Here is a 23,246-nt window from a genome sequence, read left to right as displayed (position 1 = left end):
CAAATGACTATTCTAAAAAGCATTTCGGCTAAGCAAGAGTTTTTCTTGCTTGTGATTGCCCTTTTTCTAATCGAATTTGTGCGAGGCGCATTTATTTTTAGCTTTCTCCCTGGATTATCGATCCATCCTATAGGGATTTCATTAACAATAATCGGGGTGGCAGTATCGATTCATTTTATTGGGGATTCTGTTACAAACTTAATTGTTGGTTATGTTATGAAGCCACTCGGCAGTAATCTTGTGATTCATTTAAGCTTTTTCATTTCTTTCATTAGCTTAACGATTGCCGCTACATGGACGAATAGCTTTACAATGATTTTCAGTGCCCTTTTATTAGGGATTGGTATCTGCCCGCTTTGGATTGTTTTATTGGCAAAAGCAGGACAGGAAAAGCGTGGTCAGAATATTAGCATTGTCTATTTTGGCTGGCTTGCTGGAATCGGTGCAGGACTTGTCACAATGAACCATTTTTTACAGTTTAATATCCAGCATATTTTATGGTTTCTGCCAATACTTGTTCTCATCGGTTGGATTATTTATAGCATTGCCAATCAGGGGGACGTATCCTATCGCCATTCCGATCTTAAGGAGCAGCGAAATATTACGTTCCGATTATTAAAAACAAGTAAAGTGGTTGTGCCTGGGTTATTATTTCAAGGGATTGCAATCGGCATGATCATCCCTATTCTTCCAGCATTTGCAATTAATGTTCTGGGGGTTACAACGAATCAATATTCCTTGTTAATGTTGTTAGGTGGAGGAAGTGCACTATTATTTCTCGTACCAATTGGAAAGCTTGTTGATCGCATTTCCAATAAAATAATTCCCTTTATTATTGGTCTATGCCTACTTGCAATGTCACTATTACTTCTAATTATTAGCCCAAATCTTGCAATAACCATCTCAATCGTTATTTTTCTTGGGATATGCTATGCACTCTATTTACCCGCATGGAACTCCTTCATTGCGAGCTATATTCCAGAGGATTTAAAGGAAGCTGGTTGGGGAATATTCTCAGCGTTACAAGGTTTTGGCGTCATGATTGGACCAACAGTCGGTAGTGTTTTAGCCAATCAAAGTAGTATCATCACAACGATACAATTCAGTGCAGCTTTTTTTGGATTGACTGCTGTCATCTATTTCATTTATTCGTTGTGGTATCGAAATAAGAATTTATTGATGTAGCGTGTATTCAAACAGATAAGGAAAGCCGATTTTCAATTATTTACATGAAAATCGGCTTTTTTATTAAAATTCCATTTCTCCACTATCTAGGTTAAATTGCCAATGAATACCAAATTTATCAGTTACTTGTCCATATAGCTTGCTCCATGATGTTTCTTGAAGTTCTAATACAATCTCCCCACCTTTGCTTAGTTTATCGTAGGCAGATCTAATTTCATCTTCATTTTTATTGATAAAGGATAAGGTAATGTTATTCCCTTCAACAAATGGCATCCCAGGGAAATTATCGGAAAACATCACATTACTTCCATCAATATTTAATCTTGAATGCATGACAAGGTTCTCTGTACCCTCTGGTAAAGGGTATTCCGGATTTGCTGGCTGATCTCCGAAGGTCATAATTTTGGGCTTCTCTGTTCCAAAAATTTCTGCATAAAATAATACCGCTTCTCGACAATTACCGTTAAATGTAAGATAGATATCAACTGACATTTGATTCACTCCTTCGAAACTTTTATATCTGCATTTTATCACTAATGTTTACAAAACCCTAATTTTTTCTAGCTTTAATTTGAAACCTTTACAATCGCTTTAATACGCATATGGAAACGGTGACTTCATTATAATGTACGACAAAGATGTTTAAATAGGAGGTGAAAAAATGCAGGCACATTGGACTGTATGGAAGCACCGTTAACTCAATTAGTTAATATTGTTGTCAAGATAATAGAAGAGCAAACTGCAATGAAATACGAAACTAGCTCTATTAAAGAAGAAGTAAGCTCTGTTAAAAAAAATCAGACCTCAATAAGAACTGACTTTAAATCGATGAAAGAACAAAGTGAAATACGGCATAAGGAAGTTATGGAACAGTTACAAGAATTAAAAATAAGTCAAGATTTCACTTGGGAATAAACCTCAAAACATGAGCGTTAACGGCATATAATCCAGCGATAGTCTCCTTTTTACTTTACTACAATATAACTTCTATATCTCAAAATGAAATCCCCGATAGCATGCGACAGTATAACCTGTCCACATTTATCGAGGATTTATTAATTTCCATACGATATTCTACCGATTTAAGAAAAATTCCTCAGCCTTTTCTAAGAAGATTTCTTGATCAGGTCTTAAATCATACTCTTCTTCAATAGCCGAAACAGGGCAAACTGCCTTACATGCACCACAATCTATACAAACGTCTGGATCAATGTAAAATTGATCTGAACCTTCTTCAATACAATCCACCGGGCAGACACTAACACATTCCGCTGCCTTCTCAGGACCACATGGATCTAATATAACAAAAGCCATTTATGTATTACCTCCTTATAAACTAATAAAAAAAGATTTCCTATTTAGTTTAATGATACATGGAGATTGATTGCAAGTAAACTGCATTTTTTATCATTAAAAATAAAGAGCCCTCCACCATACGGAGAGCCCACATTCTTATTTTTTCCACTTTGCAAGTGCATCTGCAAGGGCATTATTCGCAAATCCATCATCTTGTTTCTTTAAATACTTGTTCACATCGCTTTTTGACACTTTATGTTTCTTCTCGCGTTGTTTTCGTTCATTAAAAGTAGAAAGCTTCTCTCGGTGTCCACATGAGCAGGTGAACATTTGACCATCACCCTCACCACGTAATTCTAGACGCTTATGGCAATTTGGGCACCGAGCATTCGTTACTTTTGCAATATTTTTCTTATGTCCACAGGCACGATCCTGACAAACGAGCATTCGCCCATTTCTATTGCTAACTTCCAGCATGAGCTTGCCACAGTTCGGGCATTTTGTTCCCGTGATGTTATCATGCTTAAATTTATCATCATTACCTTTAATTTCTGAAACAGCCACTTTTGTATATTCTTTGATTTCTGCGATGAACTTGGCCTTGCTTAGTTTTCCATCTGCAATCCGGCTAAGCTTCTGTTCCCATTCTGCTGTTAATGCAGGTGAACGTAAGCCCTCTGGAACAAGTTCAAGCAATTGACGACCTTTTGATGTTATGAATATATGCTTGCCCTTCAATTCCATCGACATGCTATTGAATAATTTTTCAATGATATCAGCACGTGTTGCAACGGTTCCTAACCCACCAGTCTGGTTGATCGTATTTGCGAGATGCTTCTCGTCAGAGCTCATATAGCGAACAGGATTTTCCATTGCTTGAAGCAGTGCCCCTTCTGTAAAGCGTTCCGGTGGTTTTGTTTCACCTGAAGTTTGGATAACCTTTAAGTTGCTGAAGGTATCCCCTTTCTCTACTGCAGGTAAACGCTGGTCATCATGATTCTCATCGTCATCAAAGCGGTTATCATAAATTTCTTTCCAGCCTTGCTTTTTAATGACCTTACCTCTTGCTTGAAAATGTTCTTTTTCAATTTGTGCATGAATCGTTGTTTGTTCATATTCATGCGGATCCGATAACACTGCCAAAAATCGTTTGACAACAAGATCATAAATCCGGCGTTCTTGATCTGTTAGCTCAGCTAAGATGACATGTTGTTCGGTCGGAATGATTGCATGGTGATCAGACACTTTGGCATTATCGACAACTGATTTTCCTAGCTTGAAGTCTTTACGTAACGCCTTGGCAGCTGCCTTTGCGTACTGATCGACACCACATGCCTTCACACGGTCCTTCAACGTCGGCACGATATCAGTTGTAATCACACGCGAATCTGTACGGGGATACGTTAGCACCTTATGCTGTTCGTAAAGCTTTTGCATAATTGAAAGGGTCTGTTTCCCTGAGAAATTAAAGATTCGATTGGCATCACGTTGTAATTCTGTTAAGTCATAAAGCTGCGGTGCGAATTTCTTCTTAAATGTCTTTTCTACATTGATTACTGTTGCAGGCTTATTTTGTATTTTCTTCAGTAAGGCATCTGCTTTTTCTTTTGAAAACATTCTTGAATTATTTTTCTCATCCAGCCATCTTAATGTAAATCCTTTATCTGTTTTGGCTTCAATACCATAAAATTTCCGTGGTTTGAATTGTTTTATTTCTTCTTCTCTAGCTGCAACCATTGCAAGTGTTGGTGTTTGCACACGTCCAGCGGATAGCTGCGCATTGAATTTGGTTGTCAATGCACGGGTTGCATTTAAGCCAACATACCAATCTGCCTCCGAACGAGCAACAGCCGCAGCATATAGATTCTCATAATTTTTTCCCGGTTTTAATTGGTTGAAACCATCGCGAATCGCTTTATCTGTAACTGACGAAATCCACAGACGTTTAATCGGCTTATTCACATGGACTTTCTCTAAGATCCAGCGTGCAACAAGTTCACCTTCACGACCAGCGTCCGTCGCAATAACAATCTCAGTTACGTCCTTCCGAGTAATTTGGGTTTTAACCGCACTAAATTGCTTGCCAGTCTTTTTCATCACGACAAGTTTAAGACTTACAGGCAGCATTGGCAAGTCTTCCATCCGCCATGTTTTATATTTATCATCATAGGTTTCTGGATCCGCCAAGGTAACTAAATGCCCAAGCGCCCATGTCACGATATATTTTGAGCCCTCTAAATAGCCGTTCCCCTTCTTACTGCACCCAAGTACCCGGGCAATATCACGGCCAACAGAAGGTTTCTCTGCTAGAACTAACGTTTTACTCATGTAAAAAATCCTCTCTTTTTAAACCTCTATTGTTACTTTAACATAAAACAGCAATGTAAGTTAGCATGTAATATTGATTCGAGCGATAACTATCTCAATTCGAGCAGGACATCCATTCAATAGAGCGACGGGCTGCTGATTTCGAGCGGGCATCCACACATTTCAAGCGACTGACTACTGATTTCGAGCGAGCATCTTTCCCTCCCCTAGTGATAGCTTTAACGGTATACCTAATAAATATATTCAACTTCTGTTCACATCCCTACTCCTGTTTCCATAAACTAACTTAGAATTTACATGAAGGATATGATACGATGCTATATTTTACTGGATTATTTTTATTAGTGATTGCGGTAAGTCTAGATGGTTTTGGGGTTGGCATTACGTATGGCATGCAGAAAATCAAGGTCCCTTTACGTGCTTTATTCATTATCATGGTCTGCTCCGGCATTGTATTATTGACCGCAATGACAATTGGAAAAGTGCTTGAAACCCTCATTTCAGCAGACACAGCAAAGATTTTTGGTGGTGTCATCCTGATTACACTAGGAATATTTTCGCTTGTAAATATCATTCGTTCAAAATTGAGAAAGCAACAGGTTACAGAAACGGACCCTAATTCTACCACCCTCAGCGATATTAAAACGGTGCTCTCCACGCCAGATAAAGCGGATTTGGACCAATCTGGTATTATTTCTGTTAGCGAGGCCGTATTACTTGGATTCGCACTTTCACTTGATGCCTTCGGTGCTGGAATTGGTGCATCAATGCTAGGATACTCACCGGTACTTACTGCATTTCTAATCGCGACTATGAGTGGATTATTTTTATTTTCCGGTATGCGTATTGGCATTTTATTAGCCCAGCATCAGAAATTACAACGATTAACACTACTTCCACCGGCACTACTTATCGGACTCGGGATCGTCAATATTATTTATTAATCTGAAAAAAAAAGGATGAAGCAGTCACAGCTTCATCCTATAATGCCTTCACCAATCCACCATCCACGATTAATGATTGCCCGGTAATATACGTGTTTGCTCCAGATGCTAAGAACACAACGGCCTTTGCAAATTCATCTGGCCTGCCATATCGTTTCATCGGGATTTTCTCTATTTCTTCATCTCTTATTTGATCGATTGCGACATTTTGCTGATTCGCTTTCGATTGATTTAAGTCTAAAATCCGGTCCGTTTCAATCGTTCCAGGTCCAACCGTATTGATTAATATATTATCCACACTTAACTCCTGTGCCAATGTCTTTGCTAATCCAACAATGCCTGGTCGTAATGTATTGGAAAGGACTAGCTGATCAAGACTTGTTTTAATTGATGAGGAAGCAAGATTTACAATATGACCACTCTTTTGTTTTTGCATTGTTGGTACAACAGAGCGAATCATTCTTACAAAACTAAGTAAATTTAATTCGAATGCATGATACCAATCGTCATCAGTCATTTCCATGAATGGTCCAGCTGGCGGTCCCCCAGCATTATTTATTAACACATCAACGGTTCCATTCCATAAAATTGCCTTTGCAGCTAAAGCATTTATATCTGCTACATTTTTCATATCGCAAACGGCATAATCGATTTTCTTATTTCCAGTTTCCTCTATAATTTCATCCATTGTCGCTTGTAGTGATTCCGCGTTGCGACTACTAATTAGTACATGAGCACCTTCACGGGCAAACTCCATTGCGATTGCCTTGCCTAATCCCTTACTTGCAGCAGTTACGATTACTGATTTTCCTTGTAATTTTAAATCCATCCGTTTTCACCTCTCCAATTTAATAGATTCAATTGCAATGCTAAAACATTCTACGCTTTCTGCTTTTCTTTTCATCGAAAAAACGTTTAATGAAAAAGAATCCCAATGCGAGTGAAATCAGTATCCCTGAAAGGGTAACAGCCAATACGAGCCATTCAAAGATGGAGTAGGTTTTTAAGATAGAAAACGTTAGACCGGTACCTAACTCCTCAATCACTAGGTTCATTCCAAAAATCCCCGAAATCACTGTATAGATCGTCAAAATTTGGATCAAATAATTTAGTCTTTTCCCATCCCATTTATCCTGATTTTGATAAAGGATTGCTAAGGAATGCTTCACATCTTCATAGAGTTTCTCAATACGAAAGATTCTTTTTACATCTCTAAAAATTTCTTTGCCTGCTGATGTACTATTAACTTCGGGCAGATAATATTTGGAAGTGAATGTCGTTATCATTATCATCAGGAGCTCTACTTTTCTCATATCTTTTTCTACTTCGACTTTAGAATAATCATGACTCAGTTTTAATAAAACGAGCTTATAATAGAAGAATAGAAGAAGTCCGTAAAAATGCTCGCCATACATTTGCTGTGATAATTGCTTACCAAGCCCTCCCTTCTTTTTTGTAACACAGGAAAAATGCGTATCACTCGTCACATAATAGGTCGTGTCGCCCCATCTGTCATACACTTTTTCCTCATAATAGCGCTGAATATAGTCAGGGTTTGACGCACCCACATAAGCTTCACCGTTTGCATCATACCCATTCAGCTCGCCAATACGGTATAAATCCTTCGCCGTTATTTCAATTTCCTCATTTAGTGGTAAAAAGCTAATCACATACATCCGTTCATCAATAAAAAATGGCAAACTTCCGAAATAGGTTGTACTATCGGCACTCCGATTATCGATATACTCAGTAAATTCTTGAAGCAATTCGTGATAAATTAAATCCTTCACCGAATAGAGAGAATCCTCATTTAAACCAACCTTTACATTGAAAGCCTCTTCCTCATTTATCGTTAACATCCGAAATAAATCACCAAAATGCAAGATATCATTGGTTGCTAAGTCTTCAGGAAAATGAACCCTAATATTCATTAATCCAATATGAAACGGGCAAATAATAATATCAATAGAAGCAATTACAAAGGTTGTCGTAAGATGGGGTGACACGAAGCTATATTCCCTATCCATATTCTTAGAGAATCTCCTCAATCCTTCTCTGTCATGAATGGAATCAGGAAACAGTATCGGTTCTATGTTAGGCATAAAATACGTTTCTAAATTCGCATGAGAAACTTTCATTCTTCCATAGTACTGATCCTGCTGTTCCTTATCCTCTACCGAAAAGAAGGTGAAATCCCCTTGTTGAAGCCTCTTTATAAAAGCTTCAATTTTACCATCCTTTAATAGGAACGGAAAAAGAAATTGCTGGGTTGCAGTTATTGACTCAGACTGTTCAACTGGTTGTTGATTATGCATTCCTTCTGCTACCATTCTTTCTCCCCCATTAATGTACAATATTTCTTGTCTTATCGTTGGTTAATATTTGAAACGGCCTTAAGCAATAATATTTAACAGGATTGTTACGGTCACAATACTTAACGCTGTCGCTATGAACGTGATGCTCGAAACTAGCTCTGGCTCTGTATCAAATTCGATTGCATACATTGTTGTCGTAGCTGCAGTTGGCATTGCAGAGATGATTATTAGTACGAGACCAATTAAAGGATCAACATTAAATAATAGGACAAATCCTGATGCAATAAGTGGTGCTGCAATCATCTTCAACGTCACTGCCGACGTTATCACCTGCCAGTTTAATTTGATGCCTGTCAACGAACCAAGTTGCATCCCAAGCATAATCATCATAACCGGAATTGCCGCATCCCCCACCATTGCTAGCACCGAGTGAAATGACTCTGGCACTTCAACGGAAAACGCTTGGAATAGAAACGCAAGAATCGTTGCATAGGTCGTTGGCATTTTCATGACATTACGTAATGCATACTTCATCCCTTTTGAACTCCGTGATGCATAATAGACACCAAAGAAATTATTTTGTATTCCTTGTACAACCATGATAAATACCGCATATGGCAATGCTTGCGGTCCAACGCTAAATAAAACAACTGGAAGTCCATAATTTCCTGCGTTCATAAAACCAGTCGCAAGGATTGATGCACTTTCAATATTTGCCGGCCATTTAAATATTTTCGCTAAAATCTTATTAATTAATACCATAATAAAGAACAACGAAAACATATAGACGATAATGATAATATACCCACTATCAAATTTCGCATCATAAAGCGACGTGAAAACGAGACAAGGCGATAGTATGTATAGCGTTACTGCAGACACAGATTTTACATCTAGAACACGAATTCGCTGCAATGCAAATCCCGCTGCGAAAATAACCATGATTGGCAATATTACATTAAGAAATAAACTCATTTCAACATCTCCATTTAATAGTGCGCGTTCAAAAAGCGGTACGTAATGGCAGTGGAATACCATCTGTCCGTATCATCGGACTTTTTGAACTTCTTCTATAGAACTATTTAATAGTTTACCATATCTACAATCTTATTTTGTATTTTTTTACATTTTCAGTTTACATCATTATACATATTGTGTATAAGGATTGGCAGATTCGCGAGCTGGAAAACGAATTAGGAAAAATCGTACTCGAAGGAAAGAAAATCGGCTTCGTTTATGATGATCTCTTTTTATTAGAAGCCTGCCAATCAAATCCTATTCTTCGTCATTAATCTTATCAAATTCAAGCCAGCCTTGATTATCATCCTATTTTCAATCATTTGTCTCTACCTTTCTTACCTATTATCATCATGGATCTATACAAGAAAGGATACACCATAATATTTTTCTAGAGAAACATTGACAAATGAATGTTTCTATGAGAATATATATAATCTAAGTAACATAAAGTGATCTGGCATTCTACAATGTTTTTGAAGATGCTTATTCACACTGGCGCGACTAAAGGGTCGCAAGGACGTAAGAGCAGGATGGGCTTGCGTTGCTTAAGTTAGGAAACACCCAGTGGAACATGTACCGCGGTTAAAGTGAAATTACAATGCTGAAATTTCCCACCCGAAGCTAATCGGGATTAAAAAAATATATATAAAACTTTAGTGTTACTTTATAATTAAAGGGGTACTCTTATAAAAGGGTACCCCTTTTCCAATACATAGACTGAAAGAAGGGTAAATTAAAATGAACTTACTACGAATTGGCACGGTCCAAACAATGGACGTACTACGTAAAATTGAAACAGGGTATGTATTATCAAAGGCCGGAGAAGATGCACTCCTCCATCATAATGAAACAGACCATGAACTAGAAGAAAATCAAGAAGTGGAAGTCTTCCTCTATAATGACAAAAAGGAAAATATCGCAGCAACAACGACAATTCCTACAGTGCAAATGGATGCATATGACTGGGCAGAAGTTGTTGAGGTTATTCCAAAGTTAGGGGCATTTGTCAATATCGGCATTGCCAAAGAAATGCTCGTCTCCATCGATGATCTACCTTTATTTGAAGATGTTTGGCCGAACGTTGGCGACAAACTATTCGTCACCTTAGGTAAGGATCAAAGAGGTCGCCTGCTTGCACTCCCAGCAACGGAAGGCGTGATTGCAAGAGAAATCGAGCTTGCACCAGAAGAATTATTGAATCAACAAATTAGCGGAACTGTCTATCATACGAGTAGAGAAGGTTCTGCAATATTAACAGATGAGAATTACCGAGGATTCATCCACCATACCGAACGAAAAACTGAGCCAAGACTTGGTGAGCTTGTCCATGGACGAGTAATCGAAGTGAAACTCGATGGCACATTAAATATTTCATTACGCCCACTTAAGCAGGATAGTATGGGAGAAGATGCTGATGCGATTTTAGAACATCTAGAAGCACATGATGGCATCATTCCGTTTAGCGATAAGAGTGACCCCGATGATATTCGCGGTACATTCAATATCAGTAAAGCTGCATTTAAGCGTGCACTTGGTAAACTGATGAAAGAAGGAAAAATTGAACAGCGCGATGGAAATACGTACTTGAAATAAAAACTTACCCCGTAATCGAATAGATTGCGGGGTTTACTTTATCTTTAATATTACTTAAAATTCATTTGTAAGTTTCATTTAATTTTTACCTATTTAATTCGGTTTGTGGCTATCTTTCCATCAATTACCAAACAAAAAAAGAGCGATATTTCGCCCTTTTCTTTGATCATATTACGCATTTTGTACATCTGCATTCGTGTAAGTATCCATAATAGCTGTAATCACATAGCCAATTGCTGCTGCAAATAAAGAAGCAATGCCCCATCCACCTAAAGGTGCCCCTGCAAATGTCACATTCACAAATGTCGCAACCAAAAGGAAAATTAATCCAGCTGCAACAAGAATGTGACTTGGAATGTAACTCCAAGATTTATCTGCTGCAGTTACTTTTACAAGAATAAGATTAATGACTACTACTGCAAATGTTAAGATTCCACCAACAATAAAGACTGACCCAATCATCCTGTTCACCCCATTATCTAAATTGTTCACTATTTTTAGTTTACAATTGAACGCTAGCAAAGTCAATGAAAGCGCGATATATTCATCAAGTCCTATTTCGTATTAATTCTCCCTACCTGCCCGTCCTCAAGCCGCACTTTTATCCCATGTGGATGAAATTCAGATTTAGTTAATAAATCCTTCACAATTCCAGCCGTCGTTTTACCTGTTCGTTGATCCTGTTTCAAAACAATATCGACAGCTAATCCAGGTTTTACGTTTTTTCGATACCTACCATCTATTTCCATTTCTGTTCGCCCTTTCTACTATTTCTGAATTTCAAATAAATCATCCAGCTTTGACGCTAAATAGGTATGGCTATCCTCTACACCTCGATTATAAAACTTCGGTGCAAGTTCCGTAGTAATAAAATCTAATAGCATCATTGCTTTTAAATCACCAATTGCATCGTCCATATTCTGTTGAAAATATGTTTTAATTAATGCAATCATCTCGTCCCGCTGTTCCTTTGTTAACGTCATTTTTTCGTCCATAATACGCTCCCATCATTGTTATTGTGCCTATATTATAACAAAACATCACCTAATAGATGTAAATTACGTGAAAGTAAATTATAATTATATTTGCAATCATTTATATAGAGGGGGAATTATCATGCTTAAATTTGAGGACTATGTTTACGCGCGACCAAATTTACAAACAGAAAAAGCGACATTCCAAGAGCTTTTGACAGCCTTTTCAACTGCAAATAGCTTAGAAGTAGCAACCGAATCAATGGAAAAGATCAATGCATTTCGCAATAAACTCTCTACCTTATTCAACCTTGTTTATATTCGAGCCTCCATTGATACGAATGATGCATTCTATCAAAAGGAACGTGATTTCTTTGATGAAGTATTGCCAAAAATCCAAGAGCTTGATACGGAATTTTACAAGGAATTAGTAAAGTCACAATATCGCCAAGCACTTGAGGAAAGATTTGGTGCACAGCTTTTCCAAATCGCTGACTTTGCAATCAAATCATTTTCTCCTGCAGTTATCGAATTGATGCAAAAGGAGAATAAATTAACTTCAGAGTATTCAAAACTAAAGGCTTCCGCACAAATTGAGTTTCAAGGTGAAATTTATACACTTGCACAACTGGAACCTTTTGAAGAAAGCAAGGATCGGGCAATTCGTAAACAAGCGATTGAAGCAAAATTTGGCTTTTTCGAAACAAATGCAGCCAAATTCGATGATCTCTATGATCAACTTGTAAAAACGCGCCATGAAATTGCAACGAAGTTAGGGTTTAAGAATTTCATCGAGCTTGGCTATCTAAGAATGCAGCGAATTGATTATAACGCCGAAATGGTTGAGGTTTTCCGAAAACAGGTTCGTGATTCCATTGTCCCTGCGGCTACGAAGTTATATGAAAGACAAGCGGCACGTATTGGTGTTGATTCCCTTAAGTTTTATGATGAAGGGTTCCAGTATACAAGTGGAAATGCAGAACCAAAGGGATCACCGGAATGGATTATTGAGAATGGGAAGAAAATGTACGGGGAATTATCCGAGGAAACAGATGTGTTCTTCCAATACATGCTTGACCGTAATTTGATGGACCTTGAAGCGAAGAAAGGAAAAGAAGCTGGTGGATACTGCACATTCATTGATGACTATCAATCTCCATTCATCTTTTCTAATTTCAATGGTACTTCTGGAGATATCGATGTGCTCACACATGAAGCAGGACATGCATTCCAAGTGTATTCTAGCCGCAATATTGGTATACCTGAATATTTATGGCCAACAAGTGAATCAGCGGAAATTCATTCCATGAGTATGGAATTCTTCACATGGCCATGGATGGAGAATTTCTTCAAAGAAGATGTTGAGAAATATAAATTCTCTCATTTAGGTGGGGCATTGCAATTTATTCCATACGGTGTGGCTGTAGATGAATTCCAGCATCTCATTTATGAGAATCCGGAATGGACACCTGATGAGCGTAAAGCTGCATGGAAGAAATTAGAGGAAATCTATCTTCCACATCGTGATTATGATGGAAATGCATATCTAGAGGCTGGTGGCTTCTGGCAGCGCCAAGGCCATATTTATGAAAGTCCTTTCTATTATATTGATTATACATTGGCACAAATCTGTGCCTTCCAATTCTGGAAACGTGATCGTGAAAACCATGAGGATGCATGGAAGGATTATTTAAATTTGTGCAAACTTGGGGGATCAAAACCTTTCCTAGGATTAGTAGAAGCAGCAAATCTTCGCTCACCGTTTGAAGATGGAACAGTCGAATCTGTCATCGATTCGATTGAGGAATGGCTAGATTCAGTGGATGATAAAGCATTATAAATATATCTTTTAATACCAGGCATTCAGGTGTCTGGTATTTTTTTGTTTCAATATCGGACAATTCTTACAGCCCTACACAATAGTGAATAAAGTTCTTTAATATGCTAAACTTACTTCATAAACTATATTTTCCAAAAGGAGATTAACATGACGTACAAAGCACTTTTCCTAGATATTGATGGTACCATTTTAAAACCCGACCATACATACACCGCGTCAACAAAAGATGCAATCAAACAGGCGAAGGAACAAGGTATTGAAGTCTTTCTTGCCACTGGTCGACCTATCCATGAAATTAGCATGTTAGCAGAAGAACTTACGATTGATTCCGGCATTGGCTATAACGGTGCATATGCGATTTACCAAAATGAAACAGTCGTGGATGAGCCAATCGATGCCGCTATCATCGAAAGATTTGTCAAGATTGCTATGGAAAATAATCATGAATTTGTTATGTATACAAATGGGAAAAATTACTTTTCTAATTTAGACAGCCCAATCGTTTCAAAATTTAGTGATGCATTTCAAATGAAGCATAACGAAGCCTATTCGGAAGCGGTCAATCATCAGATTTTAGGAGTGACTGTGATGAACCTCGAGCCATCGCATCCTGCACTGTATGAATTCAATCCAGCTTTCCATCTTTCTCAAGTGAATGTGGAAGGCGCAGAACATTCTTATGATATTATTCGCGATAGTGTAAATAAAGGCGAAGCAATAACGGAATTGCTTAAACGGATAAATGTAGCAAAAGAGGAAGCAATTGCTTTTGGCGACGGAATGAATGATAAAGAAATGCTTCGAGCGGTTGGCGAAGGATTCGCAATGGCAAACGCACATCCAGATCTTTTTCAATATGCGAAGCGTCGTACAACTTCTGTAACAGATTCCGGCATCTATAACGGATTGAAGGAATTAGGTATTGTGAAATAAATTGTGTTAAAGCCATGGTCAACTCAATGAGTGGCCATGGCTTATTTTATGGATTAGGTAACTATAAAATCGGATGCTGTGGATAACTTAATTACCGAGAAGAGCCACGTCCGGCTCCAGCGCTAAAGCTGTAGCGAGACTTCCCTCACCTCCGTACGATAAAGAAGACTTGCCGATTGGTTACACATGAGGCTTAGTCGCACTTATACCCTTGTGGTAAAAGTCAACATCGATTCGTTAGGATTAAGGAAGGCCGACTAAAATCGGGCATTCGCCAACGTCGGCATACCCCTAAAGTGAAGGGGCATGTTTCCTTTATCTCAAAAGGCAAGGAGAAGTTCGACTAAGTTCGCCACGTCTTGTGGCAACGTCGAACCACCTCACGTCCGTGAGGCGAAGTCCGTACACAGCTCAAACTAGCTTTAAGCTTTTGTTATGGATTCACTGCTATAGCATGAATCCCCCATATACAATTGCTGCAAAAATCACAAATGCCGGATGCACTTTCCACTTTTCAATCAACAAATAACTAATACACGCTATCATGATTGTTTGCCACAAACCAATTCCGATGTAGGATTCCAGAAAGAAATGCCATGCCATCACACCTAATAATATTGCGATTACAGGTTGGACAAACAATGTCAAGCGCTGCACTTTTGGTGAATTTTTATACTTATAAAGTATGCTTCCGAGTACAATCATCAGAATTAGGGAAGGCGCAACCGAGGCAAAGACACTTACAATAACCCCTAATATGCCACCAACTTCAAAGCCAATATACCCTGCTAGCTTCGGTGCAATTGGACCCGGCAAGGAATTCGCAATCGCAAGCACTTCTCCAAACTCTTGTACCGTCATCCATTCATAGTGTTTTACAACTTCATTTTCAACGAGTGGAATCGAGGCTGGGCCTCCACCGTAGCCTAATATTCCCGGAATAAAAGCAGCTAAAAATAATTGCCAATAAATCATGATTTTTTCCCTCTTTCATTCCTGACAGTTGTTTTATCACGGAGGGTGAGGGCAATAATTAGAAGTGCAGCAATGATTATCCCTGGATGAATATGTAATAGCTGCAATGCAACAAATAAAATGGCGCCAATAATAATCACCTTGCCCCAGCCAAACCCTTTTCCAGCCTTCTTGATAAATCCCCATGTCAATATTGCCATCATCATCCCAACAATTGGAACTACTGCCGCTGTCATCCCATGAACCCAATCAAATTCCTTGAAGGAGGATAGTGATGTTAATAGCAGGATCATAAGAATAATTGTTGGCGCAACTGCTGCTATTAATGCATTTATCATGCCAACAAAACCAGCAATCCGGTAGCCAACATATCCAGCTAATTTAGTTGCGATTGGTCCTGGCAAAGTATTTGCAATTGCCAGCATGTCACCAAAGTCCTCTTCCGTCATCCATTGATATTTCTCAACCACCTCTTTTTGAATTAAAGGAATGGAAGCAGGTCCACCACCAAATCCAAGCATACCCGACCTGAAAAAAGCCATAAAAATATTCCATTGTGTTTTCATTAGTTCACAAACCTTTATTTACATAGTATGTATCCCGTTGCTGCTTTTGTTTTCTATAATTCTTTTGAGCCTCGATGATTATTAATTTGATTCTCCCTTTGCTACTCAACATTGTATTCTAATTATACGATATAATAGCGGAACTAATCGATAATTAGCGAATTAAATTTTAGTTTGAAGGAGGAATAGGAAAAAAATACGTCTTCCACTCGGAAAGACGTACATCACCTTAGCGATTATCTATTTTTTCTGGATACATGTCATGGTTCATCATACGGTGGTCTGCCATTTGTTCGTATTTCGTGCCTGGTTTACCATAGTTGCAATATGGATCAATCGAGATCCCACCTCTTGGAGTGAATTTTCCCCATACTTCGATATAGCGTGGGTCCATCAATTCGATTAAATCATTCATAATGATGTTCATCGTATCTTCATGGAATGCGCCATGATTACGGAAACTGAATAAGTATAGTTTTAATGACTTGCTTTCTACCATCTTCACGTCGGGGATATAACTAATATAAACTGTAGCAAAATCAGGTTGTGCTGTGATTGGGCATAACGCCGTAAATTCTGGGCAATTAAATTTTACGAAATAATCACGATTTTGGTGCTTGTTTTCAAATGACTCCAATACCTTTGGATTATATTCAAAATCATAGCTTGTTCCTTGATTGCCTAATAGCGTTAAATCTGATAAATCTTGATCCTTCATCTTAGAATCTCCTCCTATTTTTAATAGCAAAAATGCCATGCACCCTAAGGCACATGGCATGATAAACGCATCATCTGTCCTTAGTTTTTTATAGAGGGTTTCATGCTAAGAACCTCTTCTTATCAATCTAGCCTATTATATAAAGGAAACAACAGACTGTCAATCTTCTATTGTGCTCGCTTATACTGTCATTTCCCATTCATGAATTTCGTAGCCTCTTGCACCACTCACAACATATGGGTCCTGCTTGACGATTGCTTCTACTTCCTCATAACTTTCCGCTATGTAGATAACTAAACCACCAACTCCATCTGTAAATCGACCTTTCGCAAACACCTTACCTTCTTCCTCCTTTTCCTTTAAATAAGCAAGATGGTCCGGGCGAAAGGTTACATTCTTCTCTGTATCTAACATTGGTGAAAAAACCGCAAAATAATTCTGTGCCACGTGCCTGTCACTCCCCGAGTTTTGTCGAATTTTACCGAATTAATACGTATACATTTATTGAGAAATAACCTCAATTTCGTTACCATTACCAACGATAACCTCATTCGCCATATCAACGAATAATCCTGTTTCCACAACACCAACAATTAATTTCAATTGTTCATGTAGTTTCTTCGGATCCATAATCTCTCCGAAAGCACAATCTAAAATATAATTACCATTATCCGATACGAAGATTTCCTGATCTTTTTTTCTCAATGTTGGCTGACAACCAAGTAATGCAATTTTCTTCTCTGTTACTTCCCAGCCAAACGGCAGCACTTCAACGGATAACGGGAATTCTCCTAAGTGTTTAACAAGCTTCGATTTATCAACGATAATAATCAACTCTTTTGCCGCCATCGCAATGACTTTTTCCCTAAAGAGTGCACCGCCACCACCTTTTATCAATTGTAGATTCTCGTCGACCTCATCTGCACCATCAATGGTAAGGTCTAATTGATCCACTTTTGAAAAATTCGTCAATGGCACACCGAATTCCCTTGCCCAATCAGCCGTCTGATTGGAAGATGGAATCCCTTCCACATCAAGTCCTTGTTGAACAAGTTCTCCTAATTTTTTGACCATCCAGTAGACAGTCGAACCTGATCCAAGACCTATTTTCATTCCACTCTTCACATATTTTGCCGCTTCTTCTCCAACGGCTTTTTTTCCTATATCTGCCTCATTCAACATGATAACCTCCTACTCTAGCGCTCTCTCCCATTATACCCTATTCATTAATGCTCCTCCAAGTTCTAATCAAGCCATCGACAATGGGATCAATTACCTCGTTATCCTTGTCATAATTACGATGTGATAATGGAGTCCAGCTTGTTAAGATTCCGCCCGCATTTACTGCCACATCTTTGGTTACCGCCTGATTATAGGCTTCATTCATCCCTTTTAAGGGATATGCAAGTACGTCATCCTTATCATAGAAATTGAGCCATTCCCCTTCTACATTTGGATAAAATTCCCTTATCCTTGGTGATGGAATGGTGATTGGCGAGCCAAAGTCAGTATAACGTAAAGACCATAACACCATTGGACTACCTAAAGTATAGAAAAGTGTTAATGTTTCGCACTGCTCGATTGGTGTTTGATTCATCCAGCGTCTTGTTACAATCCCTCGATTTTCACGCTTAAATTGTAAATCATAGAAATAATTACTCGCAACAATCGTACCAAGGCTATGACTTATCACACAAAGTGGAGCATCTGAACCAGCTTTTTCTCGTAAGCGATTTATAGCGGAGGCAACATAGAAATGTACTTTATCATAATTTTGATTTCCATATATTGTTGGTTGATATGCAATCGCATCACCTAGAAATTCAATAACAAAGCGTCTTAAACGCCTAAAATCTAAATTAGCACTTTGCTGCATCTTATTCCACAATTCTGCCTGATTCGGTTCAAATATAGATGACCAGAAAACAGGTTCGAATGCTAACGCTGTCTCAACTTTTTCACATGGCAGCTTTTTGGCAAACTGCTTGGAAATCCGTTTAATTAGCTCTTCCGCAAAATCCTCTTTTGGCGTTCCCATTCCATGCAAAATCGCAATTGCAATCTTTTGTGTCATGTTTAGCCTCCCATAGTCTTCGCTCAATGTATTTTCCAAATCGCATACATCTATTATATTACTAATCCATGGAAAGCTAATGATAAATAATACCTAGATTACAGAAAACCTAAGAAAGTGCAAGTATTTAGTTAAACGCTGAGCAGTTTAGTGCTTAAGGCTCTCAGGCTAGTCGCTCCAAAAATATCCATCGCGCACCTTAGGCGAGCTGGTGAGCCTACTTGTGCTGTCGCACTTCGTAGTCTCACCTAGGCTCTTCTTCCCGCAGGAGTCTTCGGGTATTTCTTCCGCTGTAATTACAAAAAACCACAAATATAAGAGCGACTTACTACTAAAAACGATCTTAATTGAAGTAAAGCAATGTAGCCCTTTAAGCAATTTCAATTTTCCTAAAGATGTGAAACCAAAATTATCAATAATCCGCACTTTATATCAACTGCGTACTATCATTCATCACTTGAAAAATTGCATGCTTCCTTTGAAATAAATCCAAATAAAAGAAGACCCGCCTAGCGGGCCTCCCCTTAAAGAAATCTGAACTTATGGAAGAACTGGTTCTTCTTGAGTCAAACCAACTTCATGCCAATTTGTCCATGATGTTTTAATTGAAAAGTCTGTAACACGGTTATTCGCCGGTACTAAAACAGAACGATAAAGTGTTGGGAATACAGGAACATCGTCAACCATCAATTGTTGCCATTGTTTGTAAATATCTTGACGGTATTCGATATCCATTGCATCACTTGAAGCACCTGCTGCTAGTAATTCATCATTCTTTTCACTCGAATAACGTGAATAGTTATATCCTGAAGCACGACCATATAAACCAGCTTGGTCTACGTCCGTACCTGTACCCCATGCACCTTGATAAATATCAACGTCAGGGTCATCTCCTTCAACTCTATCATAGAAACTGTTAAACTCAATTAGTCCACCATCTAATAATTGGACATTTAGACCAACAGCTTTCCATGCTTGAATGTAATAGTTTGCAAGTGGCTCTGCAGTGTCTCCTCCAGACATTGAAGCAAAGTTAATGACTAACGTTTCTCCATCTGGATTTTCACGAAGTCCATCTCCATCTGTATCAACATATCCTGCTTCATCTAAAATACGATTTGCTTCGTCTGGATCATATGTTGGTGTTTCAATTGTTGCATCATGGTACTCTGTGAACGGTGGAATTATCAATGTTGTTGCATTCCAGCGAAGACCATTATAGAATTTCTCACCGATTGCATTATTATCCACCGCATACCACATTGCTTTACGTAAGTTTACGTCAGCCATTTTTGCATCTGGATCTGTAACACTTTCACCAGTTTCTGTATCTAAATGTCCTAACTTAAATCCGATATACGTATAAGCTAAATCTGTTTGTCCTAAAAATTCTACGTTTGTTAATTTTTCTGCAACATCTGGATATTGATCAGTCGGGAAACTATCAACAAGATCAATTTCACCAGTTTCTAATGCTTGTGCAACTGTTGTAGGCGAGATTACTTTTAATGTAATTCCATCAAGCTTAGGAGCACCTTGCCAGTAATCTTCATTTGCTGTATATGTCACTGACTCTCCTGGTACAATTGTATCCACTTTAAATGGTCCAAAACCAATTGGGTTCACACGAACTGCATCACTTTCAGCCATTTCTGCAATCGGAATATCTTTAAAAATATGCTTTGGCATTGGCGCATTCCATATTCCACTAGCTAATAATGATGGATTTGCTTCTTTAAATGTAATTTTTATTGTCTTCTCATCGACAACTTCAACACCAGAGATTTTATCTACTTCTCCAGCATTATATTCATCAATACCAACAACATTTTCAACTGCATAGTAACGCACTCCAGTATAATCTGGGCTGCCAATTACTTCATACGCAAATTCTAAGTCTTCCGCTTTAACTGGTTCACCATCATGCCAGTTCACGTTATCACGGATTTTTATTGTAAATGTTGTGCCATCTTCATCAACTTCCCACTCTGCTGCACCATCTTGTGTATAAGTGAAGTTATCATTTTCGATACTTAAAAGATTACCATCAGGTTCTGTAAAGAATTTCATAACTTCAAAGTCTGGATTACCTTCATAAAATACTGGGTTAAGGACACCTTCGAAAACAGTATCAGATACTAAACCATAGTTTAGTGTACCCCCATCAATCGCTTCCCCCTCATTAGTCTTATCAGGGCTAAAGTCATCGATTGAATATAGTTTATCCCCACTGTCTTCTTCATCTGCCGGTTCTTCCGCGTCAGCGTTTTCATCTGTACCTTCGTCTGTAGCAGGATCTTCTGAATCGGCCGGTTTCTCCTCATCAGATCCGCCACTACTACATGCTGCTAATACTAGAACTAATACAAGCATTAGAGCCAAAAGCCATTTTGTCTGTTTCATTCTTGTAACCTCCCCTTTTTTGTCCTTTATTCATCAGCCATGAGTGATTTCCCGACTGATTGCTATACTTGAACATCAATATAAGAAAATATTGATGAAAGCAACATATTCTTCATTATTAACCACTACTCTTCCGCACATCACCCCCTTAAATATCCCCCATCCCATATCTACATTAGCCTCTTCTTTGCCTTGCGTCTGTTGCCCTTCTTAGCGCCTCACCGACATTACGAATCATTAGCATCATTATGAGTATCAGTACAGCAGCTGGTACCCAAATCCACCAACGATATTCCAATGTTTGCGGATTTGTCGCATAGCTTAATAATGTACCAAGACTCGGTGTACTTTCAGGAAAACCAAATCCTAAGAAAGACAATCCCGATTCAATCCCGATGTTCGCTGCTAAATTCAATGTCATCGTTACAATAATTAACGAGCTAATATTCGGCATCACTTCTCTAAAAATAATCTTCGTATGCGATGTACCAAGCGTTTTCGATGCCTGTACATAATCTAGTTCCTTCTCTTGCAGTGCCTTTGACCTGATTAATCTTGCTATCCCCATCCAGTTAAAGGCTGCCATAATGATAGAAAATGCCAAAATCGTATAATTCGGTACGATCGATACAAACACAATGACTAACATTGTAAACGGTAAAACTTGGAAGAAGTCGAGGACACGCATCAACGCATTATCTGTATATCCACCAAAGTATCCTGCAATTAATCCGAAAGCTATTCCAAATATTCCACTAATCGCCGTTACTAAAAATCCAATTGAAAGTGAATTTCTCGTACCGATTATTAATTGACCAAAAACATCACGCCCGCCATAATCTGTTCCTAAAATAAATTCCTCCGATGGTGGCTCATGAATTGCGAACAAATCAACTCTGACAATTTCATCCTGGTCGAGTACCACTGCAGTTCCGTAAACAAACACCGTAATAAGAACCAATAGTATTAATGAGATGAGTGCGAGCTTATCTCTGACAATTTCCTTCCAAAGGATTTTTAAGCCAGATGGACTCTTCGTAGGATCCTGTATTTGATTCGCTAGATTTGCATTGTTTACTTCCATATTTATCACTCCAACGTTTAGCTTGATTCTTATTTAATACGGATACGTGGATCTACGAGACTTAAGATAATATCTGATAAAAGTGCACCTAGAATTGCTGCAATCCCAAATATTAGTACAACAGCGTTTACAACACTATAATCGCGTAAATTTATCGATTCAATGAAGAGCTGGCCCATCCCTGGAAATCCAAAAATCATTTCAACAAAGACGGTTCCTCCGATTAGAAACGTAATTTCATAACCAAAGAATGCTGCAATCGGCAGTAATGAATTTCTTAATATATGTCTGTTATAAACCCTGGATTCCGAAGCACCTTTTGCTCTAGCAGTAATAATAAATTCTCTTTGTTTTGTATCTACAATCTCGCTTCGTAAGTACTGTACCGTTGAAACGGTTTGAATTAATGCCATCGAGATGGCTGGCAGTAATAAATGTCGTGCCTTGCTTAATACATATTCTAATGTTCCTGGTTCAAGACCTGGTGTGACACTTCCACTCGTTGGAAACCATTGCAATTGATAGCCAAATACCCAGAGCATCACAAGTGCAAAAATAAATAATGGTGTTGCAAATCCTAGATATGTATAACCGGTAATCGATGAATCAAGAATGGAGTCATTATATCGACCACTCAATATCCCTAATGGAATTGCAATAATATATGTAATGATTAATGTCGCAAGTGATAACCAAAAAGTGTTAATCAATCGCTGCTCTAATAAATCAGCTACAGGCATTTTAAATCGGAAGGATTGTCCTAGATCACCCTGCACCAATCCCGATGCCCATTCCCCATACTTCTGATACCATGGATCATTTAATCCAAGTTTTTCTCTTAATGCATTCTTTTGTTCCAGACTGACGTTTGGATCCACCAAACCCGATAGTGCATCACCTGGCATTGCTTGTGCCAATAGAAAGATTAAAACACTAAGGAGAATGATTTGAGGTATCGTAATTAATATCCTTCTAACGATAAATTTCCACATCTGATC

Annotated in this window: 24 protein-coding genes and 1 riboswitch; of the genes, 6 read left to right on the top strand and 18 right to left on the bottom strand. The window is 38.3% G+C overall.

The annotated features are described in order from the left end of the window. Positions 1–3 precede the first annotated feature (3 nt). Entirely contained in the window at positions 4–1,185 is a 1,182-nt protein-coding gene (locus CWR48_RS15270) for an MFS transporter (RefSeq protein WP_115774187.1), read from the top strand. 63 nt (positions 1,186–1,248) lie between these two features. Here CWR48_RS15270 and CWR48_RS15265 read toward each other — a convergent pair whose 3' ends face one another. Next, a complete protein-coding gene (locus tag CWR48_RS15265; protein WP_115774186.1) occupies positions 1,249–1,677 on the bottom strand; it encodes a VOC family protein in 429 nt (142 codons plus the stop codon). Between the two features lie 189 nt (positions 1,678–1,866). Between CWR48_RS15265 and CWR48_RS15260 the strand changes: the two genes are divergently transcribed. Next, positions 1,867–2,100, top strand: coding sequence for a hypothetical protein (locus CWR48_RS15260; RefSeq protein WP_115774185.1), 234 nt, complete (start codon positions 1,867–1,869; stop codon positions 2,098–2,100). A 159-nt stretch (positions 2,101–2,259) separates the two neighbouring features. On the opposite strand, the gene CWR48_RS15255 is transcribed toward CWR48_RS15260, so the two are convergent. Both CWR48_RS15255 and CWR48_RS15250 read right to left on the bottom strand, forming a co-directional pair. Beyond that, the gene (locus tag CWR48_RS15255; protein WP_115774184.1) at positions 2,260–2,499 is read right to left on the bottom strand and encodes a ferredoxin family protein; all 240 of its coding nucleotides are present in this window, start codon (positions 2,497–2,499) and stop codon (positions 2,260–2,262) included. A gap of 138 nt (positions 2,500–2,637) precedes the next feature. Continuing rightward, positions 2,638–4,809, bottom strand: a complete 2,172-nt coding sequence (locus CWR48_RS15250) for a DNA topoisomerase III (RefSeq protein ID WP_115774183.1) — start codon at positions 4,807–4,809, stop codon at positions 2,638–2,640. Positions 4,810–5,123: 314 nt separating this feature from the next. On the opposite strand from CWR48_RS15250, the gene ytaF reads away from it, so the two are divergent. Beyond that, positions 5,124–5,753, top strand: a complete 630-nt coding sequence (gene ytaF, locus CWR48_RS15245; protein WP_115774182.1) for a sporulation membrane protein YtaF — start codon at positions 5,124–5,126, stop codon at positions 5,751–5,753. A gap of 37 nt (positions 5,754–5,790) precedes the next feature. Here ytaF and CWR48_RS15240 read toward each other — a convergent pair whose 3' ends face one another. From CWR48_RS15240 to CWR48_RS15230, 3 genes are all read right to left on the bottom strand, one after another. Further along, positions 5,791–6,582, bottom strand: a complete 792-nt coding sequence (locus CWR48_RS15240; protein ID WP_115774181.1) for an SDR family oxidoreductase — start codon at positions 6,580–6,582, stop codon at positions 5,791–5,793. A gap of 40 nt (positions 6,583–6,622) precedes the next feature. Then, positions 6,623–8,083, bottom strand: coding sequence for a magnesium transporter CorA family protein (locus CWR48_RS15235; protein WP_115774180.1), 1,461 nt, complete (start codon positions 8,081–8,083; stop codon positions 6,623–6,625). Between the two features lie 63 nt (positions 8,084–8,146). Further along, entirely contained in the window at positions 8,147–9,043 is an 897-nt protein-coding gene (locus CWR48_RS15230) for an AEC family transporter (protein WP_115774179.1), read from the bottom strand. A 783-nt stretch (positions 9,044–9,826) separates the two neighbouring features. Here CWR48_RS15230 and CWR48_RS15225 point away from each other — a divergent pair. Then, the gene (locus CWR48_RS15225; protein WP_115774178.1) at positions 9,827–10,681 is read left to right on the top strand and encodes a CvfB family protein; all 855 of its coding nucleotides are present in this window, start codon (positions 9,827–9,829) and stop codon (positions 10,679–10,681) included. 171 nt (positions 10,682–10,852) lie between these two features. On the opposite strand, the gene CWR48_RS15220 is transcribed toward CWR48_RS15225, so the two are convergent. From CWR48_RS15220 to CWR48_RS15210, 3 genes are all read right to left on the bottom strand, one after another. After that, on the bottom strand, positions 10,853–11,143 hold the full coding sequence (locus CWR48_RS15220) for a hypothetical protein (protein ID WP_115774177.1): 291 nt from the start codon (positions 11,141–11,143) through the stop codon (positions 10,853–10,855). A gap of 92 nt (positions 11,144–11,235) precedes the next feature. Then, positions 11,236–11,430, bottom strand: a complete 195-nt coding sequence (locus CWR48_RS15215) for a YwbE family protein (protein ID WP_115774176.1) — start codon at positions 11,428–11,430, stop codon at positions 11,236–11,238. Positions 11,431–11,448: 18 nt separating this feature from the next. Next, complete coding sequence (locus CWR48_RS15210) at positions 11,449–11,676, bottom strand: DUF2164 domain-containing protein (RefSeq protein WP_211316757.1); 228 nt, start codon at positions 11,674–11,676, stop codon at positions 11,449–11,451. Positions 11,677–11,797: 121 nt separating this feature from the next. Between CWR48_RS15210 and CWR48_RS15205 the strand changes: the two genes are divergently transcribed. Both CWR48_RS15205 and CWR48_RS15200 read left to right on the top strand, forming a co-directional pair. Then, positions 11,798–13,495: a M3 family oligoendopeptidase gene (locus CWR48_RS15205; protein WP_115774174.1), complete on the top strand. Its 1,698-nt coding sequence runs from the start codon at positions 11,798–11,800 to the stop codon at positions 13,493–13,495. A gap of 147 nt (positions 13,496–13,642) precedes the next feature. After that, on the top strand, positions 13,643–14,428 hold the full coding sequence (locus CWR48_RS15200) for an HAD family hydrolase (RefSeq protein WP_115774173.1): 786 nt from the start codon (positions 13,643–13,645) through the stop codon (positions 14,426–14,428). Positions 14,429–14,875: 447 nt separating this feature from the next. On the opposite strand, the gene CWR48_RS15195 is transcribed toward CWR48_RS15200, so the two are convergent. The 9 genes from CWR48_RS15195 to opp4B all read right to left on the bottom strand — a co-directional run bounded on the left by CWR48_RS15195 (position 14,876) and on the right by opp4B (position 23,240). After that, the gene (locus CWR48_RS15195) at positions 14,876–15,403 is read right to left on the bottom strand and encodes a chromate transporter (RefSeq protein ID WP_115774172.1); all 528 of its coding nucleotides are present in this window, start codon (positions 15,401–15,403) and stop codon (positions 14,876–14,878) included. Beyond that, the gene (locus CWR48_RS15190; RefSeq protein WP_115774171.1) at positions 15,400–15,969 is read right to left on the bottom strand and encodes a chromate transporter; all 570 of its coding nucleotides are present in this window, start codon (positions 15,967–15,969) and stop codon (positions 15,400–15,402) included. The genes CWR48_RS15195 and CWR48_RS15190 overlap by 4 nt, the downstream gene beginning before the upstream one ends. Before the next feature lie 229 nt (positions 15,970–16,198). Further along, complete coding sequence (gene queF / locus CWR48_RS15185) at positions 16,199–16,687, bottom strand: preQ(1) synthase (protein ID WP_115774170.1); 489 nt, start codon at positions 16,685–16,687, stop codon at positions 16,199–16,201. A 74-nt stretch (positions 16,688–16,761) separates the two neighbouring features. Then, a riboswitch (PreQ1 riboswitch) is annotated at positions 16,762–16,809 on the bottom strand. A 58-nt stretch (positions 16,810–16,867) separates the two neighbouring features. Continuing rightward, the gene (locus CWR48_RS15180; protein WP_115774287.1) at positions 16,868–17,101 is read right to left on the bottom strand and encodes a YciI family protein; all 234 of its coding nucleotides are present in this window, start codon (positions 17,099–17,101) and stop codon (positions 16,868–16,870) included. Between the two features lie 87 nt (positions 17,102–17,188). Beyond that, positions 17,189–17,869, bottom strand: a complete 681-nt coding sequence (gene rpiA, locus CWR48_RS15175; protein ID WP_115774169.1) for a ribose-5-phosphate isomerase RpiA — start codon at positions 17,867–17,869, stop codon at positions 17,189–17,191. Between the two features lie 37 nt (positions 17,870–17,906). Beyond that, a complete protein-coding gene (locus tag CWR48_RS15170) occupies positions 17,907–18,761 on the bottom strand; it encodes a chemotaxis protein (protein ID WP_115774168.1) in 855 nt (284 codons plus the stop codon). A gap of 540 nt (positions 18,762–19,301) precedes the next feature. Next, positions 19,302–21,164 (bottom strand): oligopeptide ABC transporter substrate-binding protein, encoded by a 1,863-nt coding sequence (opp4A, locus tag CWR48_RS15165; protein ID WP_115774167.1) that lies wholly within the window; start codon positions 21,162–21,164, stop codon positions 19,302–19,304. Positions 21,165–21,339: 175 nt separating this feature from the next. After that, positions 21,340–22,248: an ABC transporter permease gene (locus tag CWR48_RS15160; RefSeq protein WP_115774166.1), complete on the bottom strand. Its 909-nt coding sequence runs from the start codon at positions 22,246–22,248 to the stop codon at positions 21,340–21,342. Between the two features lie 29 nt (positions 22,249–22,277). Then, positions 22,278–23,240 (bottom strand): oligopeptide ABC transporter permease, encoded by a 963-nt coding sequence (opp4B, locus tag CWR48_RS15155; protein WP_115774165.1) that lies wholly within the window; start codon positions 23,238–23,240, stop codon positions 22,278–22,280. Positions 23,241–23,246: the final 6 nt, after the last annotated feature.

The organism is Oceanobacillus arenosus, assembly GCF_003369575.1.
GTDB lineage: Bacteria > Bacillota > Bacilli > Bacillales > Amphibacillaceae > Oceanobacillus > Oceanobacillus arenosus.
Note: the sequence above shows the minus strand (reverse complement) of the source record. Positions and strands in the feature narration are given on the sequence as shown.